The following is a 16280-nucleotide window of genomic DNA, read 5'->3' on the forward strand; positions in this document are numbered from 1 at the left end:
CCGAAGCGCCTAGCGCAGTTTGACGACGGAACTGTGACAGTCAATCGATTTCGCGTGTCTTTCCAAGGCCGTTGAGCACTTCCGACGCGAGCGCCCTGTTGATGCGCGTGCCGCGTGCCAGCGCCAGATGATCGAGCCGCTCGACGATCGTCTGGGCCGATTCGAGCGAGCGCTCCATCCGAGCCACGATGTAGCCGATCAGCCGGTCATCGACGCTGAGCTGGCGATCGGCCAGGAGCTTGACCAGGACCTGGGCCAGCAGTTCATCATCCGGCTCGCCGATCTCGACCACGGTCGCCGCCTTCAGGCGCGACCGAAGATCAGCCAGTTCGACCGGCCAGGACATGGGCCGCAAACGGCTGGTGATCAACAGGCCGGTGCCGTTCTCGCGCACGCTGTTGATGACATGGAACAGCGCCCGGTCATCAAAACCGCGCCGGTCGGCATCCTCGAAAAGGACCGGGTTCGCCGCGGCAATATCGGCGGCATCACTGCCGGCCGTCGGATGGATGGCGACCGCCGCGCTGTTTTCCCGCCAGATGGCCGAGAGATGCGATTTTCCCGAGCCGACAGGCCCGGCGAGGATGACGACAGGCGACGGCCAGCGCGGCCAGCTGTCGATGATGGACACGGCCGCCTTCAGCCGCTCGGACACGAGCAGATCGTCACGACCCGTCTGAGGCTCGTGCTCGAAAACGAGCGGCAGCTGTTCGAACTTGCGGACCATACGCTTGTTACTCTGGAAGCTTGTACTCTGGGAGGTCGGGTTCCGGCTCGGCCTTCTTGCCGGTCCTGTGGCCGTGATAGAGCGTGCTATCAAGGTAGCGCCCGATGCCGAAGCGGACAAGCACGCCGATCGCGGCAGCCGATGGCACCGCCACCAGCAGGCCGACGAAACCGAAGAGGGCGCCGAACGCCAGAAGCGCAAACATCAGCCAGACCGGATGCAGCCCGACGCTCTTGCCGACCAGCCGCGGCTGAAGAATATTGCCTTCAAGAAACTGCCCGAGGAAGAAGATCGCGGCAATGACACCGATGTGAAGATAGTTGGGCCAGAACTGGACCAGCGCCACGCCGACGGCAAGCACAAGGCCAACCAGCGAGCCGACATAGGGAACAAAGCTGATCATGCCCGCAAACAGGCCGATCAGCAGGCCGAAATTGAGGCCGGCGAACGACAGCGCAACGCCGTAGAACAGGCCAAGAATGATGCAGAGCGACCCCTGCCCGCGCACGAAACCGGCAATCGTCAGGTTCATGTCGCGGGCGATCTGGCGAACCGTGGCGACGTGGTCGCGCGGGATCCAGCTATCGACCTTTTCCACCATCCGGTCCCAGTCGAGCAGCAAATAGAAGGCGACTACGGGAGTGACGACGAACAGCGAGATGATATCGAGCAGCGCCATGCCCGAATTCCAGATCTGCTGGAACAGCGTGCCGAGGAAGCTCGCCCCCTGTTCGAGCAGCTTGGCGGAATTCTGCTTGATCGTATCCATCTGCCCGGCCACCCAATCGGGCAGCCACGAGGCGTGCGGGCTGGTGACGAATTCCTGCAGCTTGGTGATGTATCCCGGCATCTTCTGAATGAAATCGGCTGCCTGGGTGAAAACGATCGGGATGATGACGACGAGCGACAGGGCAAAGACGACAACGAAGCCGAACAGGATGACGACCGTCGCCATCAGGCGGCTCAAGCCCAGCCTCTCCAGCCGGTCGGCGACCGGATCGAGAAAATAAGCAAGCGCCATGCCGGCGATGAACGGCAGGAGGATCGTCGAGAACACCATCAGGAAGGCGATGAAGGCGGCGAGGAAAAGCACCCAGAAGATGATCTGGCGCTGCAGTCCACTGCTGCTCACTTTGTTGACCATGCCGCTGTTCCGTTGCCCCACACTTAAAGCCGCATCACGCCGCTTCCGCCTTTGGAGATAGGATGTGCCACCGACCGCGGTCAAGCCTATGGCTGCAAACGGCCGGAACAACGGGACAAAACAGTAAAAAAGCGGGAGTTTCAAAGGCAATATGCTTGCACTTCCCCCATCATCATGCCAATCGCAATCCCAAACGAAGAGCCGGCGGAGATCAAGCCATGAGCGAGCCAGGAAAGAACGGTCTGACCTATAGCGATGCGGGTGTGGACATCGACGCCGGAAACCTTTTGGTGGAAAAGATCAAGCCGCATGTGCGCTCGACGCGGCGTCCCGGCGCCGACGGCGAGATCGGTGGCTTCGGCGGCCTGTTCGACCTGAAAGCGGCCGGTTTCACCGATCCGGTCCTCGTTGCCGCCAATGACGGCGTCGGCACCAAGCTGAAGATCGCCATCGATGCCAACAAGCACGACACGGTCGGCATCGACCTCGTTGCCATGTGCGTCAACGATCTCGTCGTGCAGGGCGCCGAGCCACTGTTCTTCCTCGACTACTTCGCCACCGGCAAGCTTGATCCGGACCAGGGTGCCTCGATCGTCGGTGGCATCGCGGCCGGTTGCCGCGAGGCGGGCTGCGCGCTGATCGGCGGCGAAACGGCCGAAATGCCGGGCATGTATGCCGGCGGCGACTACGATCTCGCAGGCTTTGCCGTCGGTGCTGCCGAACGCGGGCAACTGCTTCCGGCCGGCGACATTGCCGAGGGCGACGTGATCCTCGGCCTCGCCTCCTCCGGCGTGCATTCGAACGGCTACTCGCTGGTGCGCAAGATCGTTTCGCTCTCGGGCCTTGCCTGGGACGCGCCCGCGCCCTTCGGCGAAGGCACGCTGGCAGATCTGCTGATGACCCCGACGCGCATCTATGTGAAGCCGCTTCTGAAAGCGATCCGCGAGACCGGTGCGCTGAAGGCGCTTGCCCACATCACCGGCGGCGGCTTTCCGGAAAACATTCCGCGCGTGCTGCCGAAGCATCTCGCCGCCGAGATCGATCTTTCCGCCATAAAGCCGCCGGCCGTCTTCTCCTGGCTTGCCAAGACCGGTGGCGTTGCCGCAAACGAGATGCTGCGCACCTTCAACTGCGGCGTCGGCATGATCGTCGTCGTGGCGGCGGAAGATGCGGAAAAAGTCGCTTCGGTTCTGACGGCAGAAGGCGAGACCGTTTTTGCGCTCGGCCGCATGGTCGCCCGCGCAGAGGGCGGTGCCGGCACCATCTACAAGGGCACGCTCGTCCTATGACGGAAACGCTGAAAACGATCCGCAAGCGGGTCGTGGTGTTCATTTCCGGCGGCGGCTCCAACATGCTGGCGCTGGCTAAAGCCGCCTCGGAACCGGATTTTCCGGCTGAGATCGTCGCGGTGATTTCGGACAAGGCCGAGGCCGGCGGGCTCGCCAAGGCAGCGGCACTCGGCATTGCGACCTTCTCCTTCGTCCGCAAGGATTACGAGAGCAAGGACGCGCATGAAGCGGCGATCCTGTCCGCGCTTGAAAGCCTTTCGCCTGATATCATCTGCCTCGCCGGTTACATGCGGCTGCTGAGCGCGGCCTTCATCAACTGCTACGAAGGCCGGATCATCAATATCCACCCTTCCCTGCTGCCGCTTTTCCCGGGCCTTCATACCCATCAGCGGGCCATCGACGCCGGCATGACGGAAGCCGGCTGCACCGTGCATTTCGTCACCGAAGGGATGGATGACGGGCCCGTCATCGCGCAGACTAAGGTCCCCGTGCTTCCCGACGATACTGCAGAATCCCTTGCAGCGCGGGTACTGACCGTCGAACATCGGACCTATCCGCAGGCTTTGCGCTTGGTTGCCGAGGCCAAGGTGTGGATGTTGGACAGCGGGGCGGTTGCGACGGCCATCTGACGCAGAATGCTCACCTGGCCGACGCCTTGACGACTTTCCCGGTGCCCCTTACCTTGACGTCGAAAGCCATCCCGGCCCATGGGAGGCCCCAATGACAATCGAAATCAAAGTTGCGCAGGCGAAAAAGTATCTTTCGAAACTGCTGTCAAAAGTCGAAGCTGGCGAAGACGTCGTCATTTATCGCGGCGGCAAGCCCGTAGCGCGCCTTGTGCCCACTGAAAACCGCGAAGACCGTATCGCCATGATCGAAGCGATCAGAAAGGAACGCGCACGGCACAAACGCGTGACCCTTGAAGAGATTTTCGAGTTCCGTGACGAAGGTCGCCGCTGGATATGAGCTGGCAATTGTCGGTCAGATCAACAGGAAGAACTGAACTTTTTCAAAAAATGAAAGAGTCTCGCAGTCTTCGACAGCCAAAATCTGACATCACTTCATTAAAGTGGCCCGGTTCAACATCGCCCATTGCAGGAGCATGATGGTCTTGCCGTCGCAGATCTCGCCGCCCACGATCATCGCCATGGCATCCTTGAGCGGCACCTCGAGAACCTCGATATCCTCGTCCTCGTGTGCCGCGCCGCCGCCGTCTTCGGCTCGCACGGTCGCGTCGATGATCGCCGCAAAGAAGTGGATGGTCTCGGTCACCGCGCCGGGCGACATGAAGGCCTGGAAGACGGGACGGACATCCGTGACCAGATAACCGGTTTCCTCCATTACCTCGCGCTTGATCGCCTCGGCCGGATGATCGCCGTCGAGCAATCCGGCCGGCGTTTCCAAGAGCCAACCCGAATGACCGTTCAGATGCGCCGGCATGCGGAACTGGCGCACGAGGATGACGCTGTCACGCCTGGGATCGTAGAGAAGGATCGTCGCGCCGTTGCCGCGATCATAGACCTCGCGCTTCAGCTTCTTCGTCACGCCGTTGGAGCCGGTGTAATTGAAGGCGACATTGCGCAGGTGATACCAGTTTTTCGAAAGCGTCTCGTCTTTCAAAATTTCGATCTTCGCGTCGCGGAATTTCGTCATTCGCGGTCAATCCTTGCGCAGCCATACGTGATTGTCATGGAAGGCCGCACCGCCATAGGGCGCAGCCGCGTCGGCCCCGGTCAGCACGTTGATGCCTTCCCCATCGAGATGCGCGTCGTTCGGCCAGAGCCCCTCGGCGACCACCACACCGCGCCGTGCGCCGCCGCCGATTTTGGCATGAAGGCGGATTTCGCCGCGCTCGTTGCCGATCCGGACGATGTCGCCATCGCCAATACCAAGTGCTTCCGCATCGTCCGCGTGGATCATCGCCTCGGGGCGAACCTCCTTCTGGATCGAAGACGGCGTCTCTGTAAACGTCGAGTTCAGGAAGGACCGCGCCGGTGACGTCGCCAGGCGGAACGGATGTTTCTCGTCGGCGACTTCGATCAGGTCGACATGGTCAGGAAATTCCGGAAGCAACGCGTGCGGACCGAAGAGCCCCAGCGCCTTCGGTGGCCGGTTCGGCGCCGGCGTTCCGGTCCAATCGGCCTTGAAGCGGAATTTACCGTCGGGATGGCCGAAACCCTTGATGAAATGCGCCGTCTCGAAATCCGGCTGGACATCCAGCCATTTGTTGTGTTTCAGCCCGTCGAAGTCCGTGCCGTGGTTGACCAGTATGCGGTCGATATGCTCACGCTCGCAGAGGCCAAAGCCGGGCTTGTCGGCAACGCCGAGGCGCTTCGCCAGTTCCTCGATGACGAAAAGATTGGTCCGCACCGTTGATGGCGGCTCGACCACCTTGGGGCCGAGCAGGATATGCTGGTGGCCGCCGCCGCGATAGAGATCGTCATGCTCGAGAAACATGGTGGCGGGCAGGACGATATCGGCGAGCTTTGCCGTATCGGTCATGAACTGCTCGTGCACGGCAACGAAAAGATCATCGCGCAGGAAGCCCCGCTTCACCAGCCGCTGCTCGGGGGCGACATTCACCGGGTTGGTGTTCTGGATGAGCATCGCCGTCACCGGCCCGCGATGGCGCAGTGCCTCGGCATCACCGGTCAAGACGCGGCCGATCTGCGATTGATCGAGCATCCGGATGTCCGGATCCAGCATGGCCGAGCCTATTAGCTCGCGCTTGTCGAACTTGAAGATATCGTTGTTGGAATGAAACGCGCCGCCGCCTTCGTGTTTCCAGGAGCCGAGCACGGTCGGCACCGAGGCGGCCGCGTGGATGGCGACGGCGCCGTTGCGCTGGCGGGTAAAGCCGTAGCCGAGGCGGAAATAGGTTTTCTGCGTCGTGCCGACGAGCTTGCCGAAGGCCTCGATTTCTTCGACCGGCAGGCCGGTGATCGCGGAGGCCCATTCCGGCGTGCGCGTCTTCAAATGGCTTTCAAGCCCGGCCGGATCATCCGCATAGTCTGCCAGATAGGCCCGGTCCGCATAACCGTCGCGGAAAGCGATGTGCATGACGGCGCAGGCGAGAGCTGCGTCGGTGCCGGGTTTCAGCACCAGCCCCATATCGGCCTGCTTGATCGTCGGATTGTCGTAGATGTCGATGACGACGATCTTGGCGCCACGCTCCTTGCGCGCCTTGACTGCATGGGTCATCACGTTGACCTGCGTCGAAACCGCATTGGTGCCCCAGATCACCACGCAGTCGGACTTCGCCATCTCGCGCGGGTCGGGGCCTCTGAGCGAGCCGGTGGCCATCGTCAGGCCGGTCCAGGCGAGGTTGGTGCAGATCGAGCCGAAGAAGCCGGAATAACGCTTGGCATGGCGCAGGCGCTCGATCGAATCGCGCTGCACCTGCCCCATCGTGCCGGCGTAGAAATAGGGCCAGACGGCTTCCGAGCCGTATTGCCGCTCGGCCTTGACGAAGGCGCCGGCGATCTCGTCGAGCGCGTCGTCCCACGAGACGTCTTGCCAGCTTCCCTCGCCCTTCGCGCCCTTGCGCCGTTGCGGCACCATCAGGCGGCCCGGATGGTAGATGCGCTCCGAATAGCGCGCGACCTTGGCGCAGATGACGCCGGCGGTATAGGTATTGGCGCTGGCGCCGCGAACCCGGCCGATCCGGCCTTCCTGCGTCAGATCGATTTCGAGCGCGCAGGCGGAGGGACAGTCGTGCGGACAGACCGAATGGGCGATGGCTTTTTCTGGTTTGATGGGGGTCGCAACGTTCATGGCTTTTCTATATTGCATCGCGGAAGGGTCTCAAAGTCCCAACCGCCATGCATTCCAACATTTCATCGGCACGATCAGGGACGCGAATGAATTACCGTCACATCTACCACGCAGGCAATTTCGCCGACGTCCTGAAGCACGCGGTGCTCGCCCGGCTGATCGTCTACATGGCACAGAAGGACAAGGCTTTCCGCGTGCTCGACACCCATGCGGGCATCGGCCTCTATGACCTGTCGAGCGAGGAAGCCCAGAAGACCGGCGAATGGCAGGACGGCATCGGCCGCATTCTCGACGCGGACATCCCGGCGAAGGCAAAAGCCCTGCTTGAACCCTACCTGACCGCCGTGCGCGACCTCAATCCGAATCGCGGGCCGGATGGCCGCCTCACGCTCTATCCCGGCTCGCCCAAGCTTACACGTATGCTGATGCGGCCGCAGGACCGGCTGTCGGCCATGGAACTGCATCCCGACGACTACGAGACGCTGCACCGCCTGTTCGACGGCGATTTCCAGAGCCGCATCACCCAGCTCGACGGCTGGCTGGCGCTTGGCGCCCATCTGCCGCCGAAGGAGAAGCGCGGCATCGTGCTGGTCGACCCGCCCTTCGAGCTCGCCGGCGAGTTCGAGCGACTGGCGGATGGTCTCGCCAAGGCCTGGCGCCGTTTCTCCGGCGGCACATTCTGCCTGTGGTATCCGCTGAAACAGGGCGCACCAATTGCCGCCTTTCACGAGGCGCTGAAGGCGCTGGAAATCCCGAAGATGCTGTGCGCGGAGCTTTCGGTACGCAGCGATCGTGACACGACCGGTCTTTCTGGCTCGGGGCTGATCATCGTCAACCCGCCCTATACGCTGAAGGATGAACTCGATGCCTTGCTGCCGTTCCTCAAGGACCGGCTGAAGCAGGATCGGCACGCCTCCGCCCGCGCCTTCTGGCTGCGCGGCGAGGAAGTGCCGGAGCGGGATTGAACGAGACTTGACGGCCAGCCCCCGGAGACGCAATCTCGGGGGACACTCGGGAGACGATCATGACCAGAATGCGCGCCGCATGCCTTCTTCTCTCCCTCGCGACGGCCTTGCCCGGTGCAGTCCCGGCCGCCGCAGCCGAACCGTCGAGCAGACTGGATTATGGCGAGACGGCTTGCCACAACCGGTCAATTCTCGGCTTCATCACCTCCGATTTCGGCTATCGCGCCAGCCACTACCTGAAGGCGGACATCGCCATCGCGGAAATCCGCGACATGCGCCTGAACCGGCTCGAGCTGCGCGACGAAACCCGGCCGGTGGAGCGCGAATATTGCGTCGCCACCGCCGTCACGACCGATGGCGAGCGGCGGGCGCTCTGGTACCTGATCGAGCGCGGCTTTGGTTTTGCCGGCATCGGCTCCAACATCGAGTTCTGCCTGAGCGGCCTTGATCCCTGGTATGTCTACGGTGCGCAGTGCGCCTCTCTGCGGTAAGCCGTGTGACTGGTTTCCGGCGGATTCTCCTGCCGCTCGTCGGCGCGCTTCTGCTGGCGGCCTGCAGCGGTGAAGGTCAACGAAAGGAAACGGCGGGAAATACCGGCACACCCACCACAACCACTCCCATCGCCAATACGCAGGCCAAAGCCGACCCCATCCCGCTCGGCAGCGGATTTAACTTCTACGTGCTGTCGCTCTCGTGGTCGCCGAGCTGGTGCCTGGAAAATGATCCTTCCGGCCGGTCGCAACAATGCGCGGCGGAAAACAGCCACGGCTTCATCGTCCACGGGCTCTGGCCGCAGAACGAGCAGGGCTATCCGGAATTCTGCCGGACACGCGAATCCGACCGGGTGCCGGAGGCGCTGGGACGCACCTTGTTCGACATCATGCCGTCGATGGGCCTGATCGGCCATGAATGGCGCAAGCACGGTTCCTGTTCGGGGTTGAGCCAGCGGGACTATTTCACCGTCCTGCGCGCTGCCCGGGAAAAGGTGCAGATACCCTCTGAACTGCAATCAGTCGAAACACACCAGCGAACGAGTGCCGCCGAGATCGAAACCGCCCTTTCTGCCGCGAATCCCGGCCTGCGCGACGATGCGCTGGCCGTCACCTGCGCAGACGGACGCATCGACGAGGTGCGCATCTGCTTCAACAAGGATCTCAGCTTCCGTGCCTGCAGCGAAATCGATCGCGGCGGCTGCAGGCTGAAAAACCTCAGCCTGCCGCCCATACCCTGATGTCCAAAGGGCCCTGATGTCTAGAAGAAAGAACAAGCGCATGAAAATTCTCTATTCCCCCGCCTCCCCCTATTCCAACAAGGTGCGCATGGGCGCGCGCTACGCTGGCATCGCGGCCGAAAGCGTGCTGACCGACACCAACGCCAATCCGCCGGAACTGGTGTCCAACAATCCGCTCGGCAAGATCCCGACACTGATCACGCCCGATGGAAAGGCGATCTACGACAGCCGGGTGATCATGCATTTCATCGACCGCGAGACGAAGGGCAAGCTCTATCCGCGCAATGCCGAAAGGCGGACCGAGGTGGAGATGCTGGAAGCGCTGTGCGACGGCATCTGCGACAGCCTGCTCGCCATCGTCTACGAAAAGCGCTTCCATCCGCCGGAAAAGATCCACCAGCCCTGGATCGACAGGCAGTGGGAAAAGGTCGTGCGCGGCCTTGACTACCTCAACGCCAACATGCCGAAGACCGGCGCCAAGCTCCATGCCGGGCATTTCGCCATGGCAGCGATGCTGCGCTATATCGAACTGCGCTTTACCGGCGAATGGCAGAAGGGCCGCCCGAAGCTGAAGAACTGGCCGCAGAAATTCGAAAAGTTCTTCCCGGATTATGCGCAGTTCAAGGTTTGAGCGGTACCTGTTCATTCAGAAACGCAAAAAGGCCGGATCGCTCCGGCCTTTTTGTTATGCAATGAATGTTCGGATCAGAACTTGACGCCCATACCGACGCGAACGCTGTGTTCGTCGTAGCCCGACGAAACGTTGCCGCCCGACAGGTTGAAGTCCTTCGAGGCATAGTCGGCGTAGCGGTATTCGACGCGCGCCGTGACGTTGTCGGTCACGAAGGCTTCGGCACCGGCACCGGCCGTCCAGCCGAGCAGCGTGTTCTTGTCCGAGCTGCCGGCCTGCGTTGCCTTGACGCTGGAGGCGGCCACACCGGCCGTACCGTAGAGCAGAACCGGGTTCAGGTCGTAGCCGACGCGGGCACGAACCGAGCCGTTGACGCCCTGCTCCATCTTGCGGGTGGGGCTGCGGGTGTCGTTGTCGCCGTAATTGATATCGGCTTCACCGCCGTAGACGACCTGGCCGCTCTGCATGTTGTAGCCGCCATAGAGACCGCCACCCATCCCGGAAGCGCCGCGGCCGCCCGTCGCGTCATATTCGCCGCGAGCCCAGTTGGCCGTACCACCGACATAGGCGCCGGACCAGTTCTTCACAGCCGGCTCGGAATATTCGGCAGCCGGCGCAGCCGGAACTTCGTCGATCGCGTCTGCCGCCTGCGCGGCGGAGAAGGCGATAAGGGACACGGCAGATGCCATGAGGGTGGTGGTGAGAGTACGCATTAAAGTCTCCTTTCGAACCGATGCTCCGGACCCTCGCGGTCCTAAACTGATACATCGGACAAATTGCAATTAACCCGCCCGGTGACGGAGAAATTGGCGACCAAATGCGGATTCACAAGAGCCAAAATGTGAAATTTTAGTGGCACGAGGATGGCCGAAATTCGATGTTGCTTTGTAGCCACAGGGTAATTATTAACCACATAATGAGATTAATTGAATATTTACTATAACTCTTGAAAACAATTCAATTTAGCGCCTTCGCGTTAATTTTTCCGAAACGAATGAGTGCGCCGGTTTCACAATCTGGGTCCTGCTCCTATATCCTTGCCAAATGCACAAACACGAATCGTACAGCAGGATCCGCCCTTGAGGACGCCTTTGAAAACAGCGCTGGTCACCGGTGGCGCCAAGCGCATCGGTAAGGCGATCGTCGAGGACCTGGCGGCCCACGGCTTTGCCGTCGCCATTCATGCCAATGCCTCGGCCGCGGAGGCCGAAGAGCTTGCAGCCCAGCTTCGCGCCCAAGGCGGCAATGCGGCGGCAATTGCCGCGGACCTTACCGACACCGCTTCCGTCGCCACCGTGATGGCAAAAGCCGTCGATGCGGTCGGTCCGATCGGGCTGCTCGTCAACAATGCCTCGCTGTTCAAGAAAGACAGTCTCGAAGAGTTCGACGAGACGGTCTGGGACCGGCACTTTGCCCTGCATGTGAAAGCACCCTCGCTGCTTGCGCGCGATTTTTCGGCGCAACTGCCGGAGGAACATTCGGGCCTGATCGTCAACATCGTCGATCAGCGGGTCTGGTCTCCAAATCCGCGATTTTATTCCTATATGTTATCGAAATCGGCCCTGCTGACAGCAACCAAGACGATGGCACAGGCCTTGGCCCCAAGAATTCGCGTCAACGCCATCGGCCCCGGCCCGACCCTGCCGAATGAGCGGCAGAACCAGGCGGATTTCCAGACGCAGGTGGATGCCGTGATCCTCAAGACCGGGCCGCAACTGGGGGAATTCGGCAGGACGATTCGCTTTCTGTTCGACACGCCCTCGATGACCGGGCAGATGATCGCGCTGGACGGCGGCCAGCATCTGGCCTGGCAGACGCCGGATATTTTGGAGATTGTGGAATGAACGGGCGCGTGCCCACCGATGGCGGCATTCTTTACGACGAAAATGCCAGCGATGAAGACGACCTGCTTGACGTACCGGACAGCCCGGCACCCGCGCCGATCCTTGACTGGGCGGAAACCAGCGCGATCCCGGACGGGCTGCGCGGCGCGGAGCTGATCCAGGCCTTCGTCAAGCTCCTGCCCAACAGCCCCGGCGTCTACCGCATGTTCAACGAGGCGGGCGACGTGCTCTATGTCGGCAAGGCGCGCAGCCTGAAGAAGCGCGTCAGCAACTACGCGCAGGGCCGCGTCCATTCCAACCGTCTTGCCAAGATGGTGCGCGAGACCGCGCATATGGAATTCGTGACGACGCGCACCGAGATCGAGGCGCTGCTGCTCGAAGCCAACCTTATCAAGCGTTTGCGGCCGCGCTTCAACGTGCTTTTGCGCGACGACAAGTCCTTTCCCTATATTCTGGTGACCGGCGATAGTCGGGCCCCGGCGCTCTACAAGCATCGCGGCGCCCGCAGCCGCAAGGGTGTCTATTTCGGTCCCTTCGCCTCGGCCGGCGCCGTTGGCCGCACGATCAATTCGCTGCAGCGCGCCTTCCTGTTGCGCACCTGCACCGACAGCGTTTTCGAGACCCGCACCCGGCCTTGCCTGCTGCACCAGATCAAGCGCTGCGCAGCACCCTGCACCCGCGAGATCAGCGACGCCGACTATGCCGAACTGGTGACAGAGGCCAAGGATTTCCTCTCCGGCAAAAGCCAGGCGGTCAAGGCGACCATCGCCGCCGCCATGAACGAGGCCTCGGAAAATCTCGATTTCGAGCGGGCCGCCCTCTACCGGGACCGGCTGGCGGCGCTGTCGCATGTCCAGAGCCATCAGGGCATCAACCCCTCCGGCGTCGAGGAAGCGGATGTCTTTGCCATCCACCACGAAGGCGGCATTTCCTGCATCCAGGTGTTCTTCTTCCGCACCGGCCAGAACTGGGGCAACCGCGCCTATTTTCCGAAGGCCGATCCCACCCTGCCCGCAGCCGAGGTGCTGAGCGCCTTCCTCACCCAGTTCTACGACGACAAGCCCTGTCCGCGGCAGATCCTGCTCTGCGAACCGGTGGCGGAACAGGAACTGCTGGGCGAGGCGCTGACGGAGAAATCCGGCTACAAGGTCTCGATCCTCGTTCCCCAGCGCGGCGAAAAGAAGGATCTGGTCGAGCACGCGGTCGCCAATGCCCGCGAGGCGCATGGCCGCAAGCTCGCCGAAACATCGTCGCAGTCGCGCCTGCTCGAAGGTTTTGCCGAGACCTTCAAGCTCGAGCGCGCGCCGCGCCGGATCGAGATTTACGACAACTCCCACATCATGGGCACCAATGCCGTTGGCGGCATGGTGGTGGCGGGGCCGGAAGGTTTCGTCAAAGGCCAGTACCGCAAGTTCAACATCAAATCGACCGACATCACGCCCGGCGATGACTTCGGCATGATGAAGGAAGTGATGACGCGGCGGTTCTCGCGGCTTTTGAAGGAAGAGGGAAAGCCGGATCGCAGCGCCGAACCGGTCGAGGACGCCGGCTTTCCGGCCTGGCCCGATGTCATCCTGATCGACGGCGGCCAGGGGCAGATGACGGCGGTGCGGGCGATCCTGCAGGAACTCGACATCGAGGATTGCCTCACTGCGATCGGTGTCGCCAAGGGTGTGGATCGCGATGCCGGGCGCGAGCGCTTCTTTCCGCCCGGCCGCGACGGCTTCACCCTGCCGCCACGAGACCCGGTGCTTTATTTCATCCAGCGCATGCGCGACGAGGCGCACCGCTTCGCCATCGGCTCACACCGGGCACGGCGCAAGAAGGAAATGGTCAAGAACCCGCTGGACGAGATCGCCGGCATCGGGCCGACGCGCAAGCGCGCGCTTCTCCAGCATTTCGGAACCGCCAAGGCGGTTTCCCGCGCCGGCATCAATGATCTCGTGGCTGTCGAGGGTATTTCCGAAGCGGTGGCCCGGCTCGTTTATGACCACTTTCATGAGGATGGTGCGAAATAGCGACCCTGGCTCAGACGGCAAGGCGCCCGAGGCCTGAGAGCATGCGGGTCAGTTCCGCCTGGCGCCGGGTTCCGGTCTTGAAGAAGATGCGCTTCAGATAGGTGCGCACGGTTTCGAGCTTGAGGCCGAGTTTGATCGCGACGGCCTCTAGGCTCGTCCCAGACGCAAGTTCGCGTGCAACCCTGGCTTCGCCGGGCGTCAGGTCGAACAGCCCGCTGAGCACCCGCATATCCGGGGGGCCGGCCTGACCGACAGGCGTCGCAATCAGCACGGCAAGGCTTTTTGAGAAGATGTCGCGCGCATTGCGCCGCACCGGCAAGAGGTGCAGGATCAACGCCGACGTGTTCTCCCCGGCGGCCAAGGGAATGGATTGCACATTTGCCGCTTGCGCGACGCGCAATTGCTCCAGTGCCGCCAGCACCAGCGCATTCGCCGCCGGGTTTTCGAGCGAAAGCTTGTTGCCGGCGCCCGTGCGGACGCGAGGCGCGAGCGCCTCCATATCCTCGTTCATCGCCAGAACGCGGCTGTCTTCGCCCATGACGGCTGCGGGAAGCCCGATCATGGAGAGCGTCGTCGCAATGTTCTGTGCCTGCCGGAAAATCATTCGCGACGAGATGAGCGCGGCGCGGGCAAGGTCGCCTTTCAGCCTGTTGACCCGGTCGAGGGCTTCCACTGAAAAAGGCCCGCTGTCAGCCCAGCCGATCATGTCGAAGATGAGCGTGTGGCCCGAAGGCTCCTGCAGCACTGCCCCCATGCTCCAGCCGAGGCCAAGCGGCCGCAGAAACGCGTCATAGACGGGATCCGCCGCGATTTCCTCTGCCGTCATCACATCAATGTCGCGGGCAAAGGCTGTCGGTGACAGCAGCAGGGACCGCTCAGGTCGAGGGTTCTGGAACCGTATTTCGCTGCGCGAGTAGCGCTCCATCTGCTCATCGATATTCGGCGAACAGACCCATCTGAAGGCCTGTTTCGTGTCGATCGTAAGAATACAGGCAGAAAAGCCGTTCACCTCAGCAGCCAGGCCGACGCAGACGTCCGGCCAAAGCTCTGGAATAACGGAGGCCTCATAGATCCGGTCGATTAGCGTCTCGGTTTCAGACATGCATTTGTTCTGCGCTTGAGCATTTTCTCAACAACTCTCCATTCATACCAGAGGTCTCCGAACTCTCAATGCAACAACCCTAGTGAATCTTAGGGAGACGATCGATTGGGCGGTTCACCGTGCGTTCAGATGAATTCCGCCACAATTGCGGGTGATCTATCAAACAACGGTTGACGCGGCTGCCACAAAGCCTTTCATCTGTCGCCCAAGAACTCGCAGAGAACCCGAATCCATGTCCTCCACGCCGACCACCTACAGCCTACCCAATCTCCTGACCTATGGACGCATTCTGGCTGTTCCGCTGATCGTTCTGTGCTTCTTCATCGAAGGCAGACTGCAGAGTTCCGACTTTGCCCGCTGGACGGCGCTTGCGCTGTTTGCGATCGCCTCGATCACCGATTTCTTCGACGGCTACCTCGCCCGCATCTGGCAGCAGACCTCCAACATCGGCAAGATGCTCGACCCGATCGCCGACAAGCTGCTGGTCGCCTCCGTCCTCCTTCTCGTCGCCGCCGATGGCACGATCGCCGGCTGGTCGATCTGGGCCGCGATCATCATCCTGTGCCGCGAGATCCTCGTTTCCGGTCTGCGCGAATATCTCGCCGCGCTGAAGGTCAGCGTGCCGGTGACCCGCATCGCAAAGTGGAAGACGACGATCCAGATGGTCGCCATCGCCTTCCTGCTGGCCGGCCCCGCCGGCGACAAGGTCCTGCCCTACACCACCGAAATGGGCATCCTGCTCCTGTGGATCGCAGCGGCCATCACACTCTATACCGGCTATGACTATTTCCGTGCCGGCCTCAAGCACATGGTCGATTGATGGCCAAGGTTGATCTCGTCTATTTCGCCTGGGTGCGCGAGCGGATCGGCAAAGCTGAGGAAACGCTGGAGCTTCCCGACAGCGTCGTCACGGCCGGCGATCTGCTCGGCTATCTGAAGACGCTGGGCGAGGAATACGAGACGGCGCTGGAGCACGAGAACGTCATCCGCGTCGCCATCAACCAGGAACATGTCGATCACCACGAGCCGATCGCCGGCGCACGGGAGATCGCGCTGTTTCCGCCGATGACCGGAGGCTGAAGCCGTGAGCGGCGTGCCTGTAATCGTCCGCGTCCAGCGGCAGGATTTCGATCTTGCCGCCGAGGTTCGGGCGCTTTCGCAAGGCCGCCACGATATCGGCGCCATCGTGACCTTCTCAGGTCTCTGCCGTGACGAAGCCGGCACGCTGAGTGCGCTCGAGCTTGAGCATTACCCGGGCATGGCAGAAGCGGAAATCACCCGCATCTGCGAGGAAGCGGTCAGCCGGTTCGGGCTGCAGGCCGTAAGCGCCATCCATCGCTACGGAAAGATCTTACCCGGCGAAAACATCGTCCTCGTCGTCACCGCCTCGCCGCACCGGCAGGCCGCCTTCGACGGGGCCAACTTCATCATGGATTTTCTGAAGACGTCCGCGCCCTTCTGGAAGAAGGAGCACAGGGCTGACGGCAGCGCCGATGGCTGGGTCAGCGCCAAGGACGAGGACGACAGCGCCCTGGATCGTTGGTCGAAGGACTGA

At 62.0% G+C, this 16280-nt stretch carries 18 protein-coding genes; 12 read left to right on the forward strand and 6 right to left on the reverse strand.

Annotation, left to right across the window (positions count from 1 at the left end; translation table 11 throughout):
* Positions 1 to 40: 40 nt before the first annotated feature.
* Positions 41 to 727, reverse strand: a complete 687-nt coding sequence (gene hdaA / locus ACSQ3F_RS19990; RefSeq protein WP_436101808.1) for a DnaA regulatory inactivator HdaA — start codon at positions 725 to 727, stop codon at positions 41 to 43.
* A gap of 7 nt (positions 728 to 734) precedes the next feature.
* Entirely contained in the window at positions 735 to 1871 is a 1137-nt protein-coding gene (locus ACSQ3F_RS19995; RefSeq protein WP_436101809.1) for an AI-2E family transporter, read from the reverse strand.
* 218 nt (positions 1872 to 2089) lie between these two features.
* Here ACSQ3F_RS19995 and purM point away from each other — a divergent pair, with 218 nt between their 5' ends.
* The 3 genes from purM (at position 2090) to ACSQ3F_RS20010 (ending at position 4126) form a co-directional block, all read left to right on the forward strand.
* The gene (gene purM, locus ACSQ3F_RS20000) at positions 2090 to 3160 is read left to right on the forward strand and encodes a phosphoribosylformylglycinamidine cyclo-ligase (RefSeq protein ID WP_436101810.1); all 1071 of its coding nucleotides are present in this window, start codon (positions 2090 to 2092) and stop codon (positions 3158 to 3160) included.
* Positions 3157 to 3789 carry a phosphoribosylglycinamide formyltransferase gene (gene purN / locus ACSQ3F_RS20005; protein WP_436101811.1) on the forward strand — a complete coding sequence of 211 codons (633 nt, stop codon included), beginning with the start codon at positions 3157 to 3159 and terminating at the stop codon, positions 3787 to 3789. Before purM ends, purN begins: the two co-directional genes overlap by 4 nt.
* A gap of 91 nt (positions 3790 to 3880) precedes the next feature.
* The gene (locus ACSQ3F_RS20010) at positions 3881 to 4126 is read left to right on the forward strand and encodes a type II toxin-antitoxin system Phd/YefM family antitoxin (RefSeq protein ID WP_436101812.1); all 246 of its coding nucleotides are present in this window, start codon (positions 3881 to 3883) and stop codon (positions 4124 to 4126) included.
* A 90-nt stretch (positions 4127 to 4216) separates the two neighbouring features.
* On the opposite strand, the gene ACSQ3F_RS20015 is transcribed toward ACSQ3F_RS20010, so the two are convergent.
* Together ACSQ3F_RS20015 and ACSQ3F_RS20020 are read right to left on the reverse strand one after the other, a co-directional pair.
* On the reverse strand, positions 4217 to 4813 hold the full coding sequence (locus ACSQ3F_RS20015) for an NUDIX domain-containing protein (protein ID WP_436101813.1): 597 nt from the start codon (positions 4811 to 4813) through the stop codon (positions 4217 to 4219).
* A gap of 6 nt (positions 4814 to 4819) precedes the next feature.
* A complete protein-coding gene (locus ACSQ3F_RS20020; protein WP_436101814.1) occupies positions 4820 to 6952 on the reverse strand; it encodes a molybdopterin-containing oxidoreductase family protein in 2133 nt (710 codons plus the stop codon).
* Positions 6953 to 7020: 68 nt separating this feature from the next.
* On the opposite strand from ACSQ3F_RS20020, the gene ACSQ3F_RS20025 reads away from it, so the two are divergent.
* Genes ACSQ3F_RS20025 through ACSQ3F_RS20040 form a run of 4 tightly spaced genes read left to right on the forward strand, consistent with a single transcriptional unit; the run spans position 7021 to position 9761 of the window.
* Positions 7021 to 7899: a 23S rRNA (adenine(2030)-N(6))-methyltransferase RlmJ gene (locus ACSQ3F_RS20025; protein ID WP_436101815.1), complete on the forward strand. Its 879-nt coding sequence runs from the start codon at positions 7021 to 7023 to the stop codon at positions 7897 to 7899.
* Between the two features lie 59 nt (positions 7900 to 7958).
* The gene (locus ACSQ3F_RS20030) at positions 7959 to 8390 is read left to right on the forward strand and encodes a hypothetical protein (RefSeq protein WP_436101816.1); all 432 of its coding nucleotides are present in this window, start codon (positions 7959 to 7961) and stop codon (positions 8388 to 8390) included.
* A gap of 5 nt (positions 8391 to 8395) precedes the next feature.
* Positions 8396 to 9130: a ribonuclease T2 family protein gene (locus ACSQ3F_RS20035; protein ID WP_436101817.1), complete on the forward strand. Its 735-nt coding sequence runs from the start codon at positions 8396 to 8398 to the stop codon at positions 9128 to 9130.
* 40 nt (positions 9131 to 9170) lie between these two features.
* On the forward strand, positions 9171 to 9761 hold the full coding sequence (locus ACSQ3F_RS20040; RefSeq protein ID WP_436101818.1) for a glutathione S-transferase: 591 nt from the start codon (positions 9171 to 9173) through the stop codon (positions 9759 to 9761).
* Positions 9762 to 9835: 74 nt separating this feature from the next.
* Here the strand turns inward: ACSQ3F_RS20040 and ACSQ3F_RS20045 are convergent, their stop codons facing one another.
* Positions 9836 to 10474 carry an outer membrane protein gene (locus ACSQ3F_RS20045; protein ID WP_436101819.1) on the reverse strand — a complete coding sequence of 213 codons (639 nt, stop codon included), beginning with the start codon at positions 10472 to 10474 and terminating at the stop codon, positions 9836 to 9838.
* A 366-nt stretch (positions 10475 to 10840) separates the two neighbouring features.
* Between ACSQ3F_RS20045 and ACSQ3F_RS20050 the strand changes: the two genes are divergently transcribed.
* Both ACSQ3F_RS20050 and uvrC read left to right on the forward strand, forming a co-directional pair.
* A complete protein-coding gene (locus ACSQ3F_RS20050; RefSeq protein WP_436101820.1) occupies positions 10841 to 11605 on the forward strand; it encodes an SDR family oxidoreductase in 765 nt (254 codons plus the stop codon).
* On the forward strand, positions 11602 to 13623 hold the full coding sequence (gene uvrC, locus ACSQ3F_RS20055; RefSeq protein ID WP_436101821.1) for an excinuclease ABC subunit UvrC: 2022 nt from the start codon (positions 11602 to 11604) through the stop codon (positions 13621 to 13623). Before ACSQ3F_RS20050 ends, uvrC begins: the two co-directional genes overlap by 4 nt.
* Before the next feature lie 10 nt (positions 13624 to 13633).
* Here uvrC and ACSQ3F_RS20060 read toward each other — a convergent pair whose 3' ends face one another.
* Complete coding sequence (locus ACSQ3F_RS20060) at positions 13634 to 14725, reverse strand: helix-turn-helix transcriptional regulator (protein ID WP_436101822.1); 1092 nt, start codon at positions 14723 to 14725, stop codon at positions 13634 to 13636.
* Positions 14726 to 14957: 232 nt separating this feature from the next.
* Between ACSQ3F_RS20060 and pgsA the strand changes: the two genes are divergently transcribed.
* Genes pgsA through ACSQ3F_RS20075 form a run of 3 tightly spaced genes read left to right on the forward strand, consistent with a single transcriptional unit; the run spans position 14958 to position 16280 of the window.
* Positions 14958 to 15545 carry a CDP-diacylglycerol--glycerol-3-phosphate 3-phosphatidyltransferase gene (pgsA, locus tag ACSQ3F_RS20065; RefSeq protein WP_436101823.1) on the forward strand — a complete coding sequence of 196 codons (588 nt, stop codon included), beginning with the start codon at positions 14958 to 14960 and terminating at the stop codon, positions 15543 to 15545.
* On the forward strand, positions 15545 to 15805 hold the full coding sequence (moaD, locus tag ACSQ3F_RS20070; protein ID WP_436101824.1) for a molybdopterin converting factor subunit 1: 261 nt from the start codon (positions 15545 to 15547) through the stop codon (positions 15803 to 15805). The genes pgsA and moaD overlap by 1 nt, the downstream gene beginning before the upstream one ends.
* A gap of 4 nt (positions 15806 to 15809) precedes the next feature.
* Complete coding sequence (locus tag ACSQ3F_RS20075; RefSeq protein WP_436101825.1) at positions 15810 to 16280, forward strand: molybdenum cofactor biosynthesis protein MoaE; 471 nt, start codon at positions 15810 to 15812, stop codon at positions 16278 to 16280.

It is taken from the genome of Pararhizobium sp. LjRoot238, from assembly GCF_964252955.1.
GTDB lineage: Bacteria > Pseudomonadota > Alphaproteobacteria > Rhizobiales > Rhizobiaceae > Pararhizobium.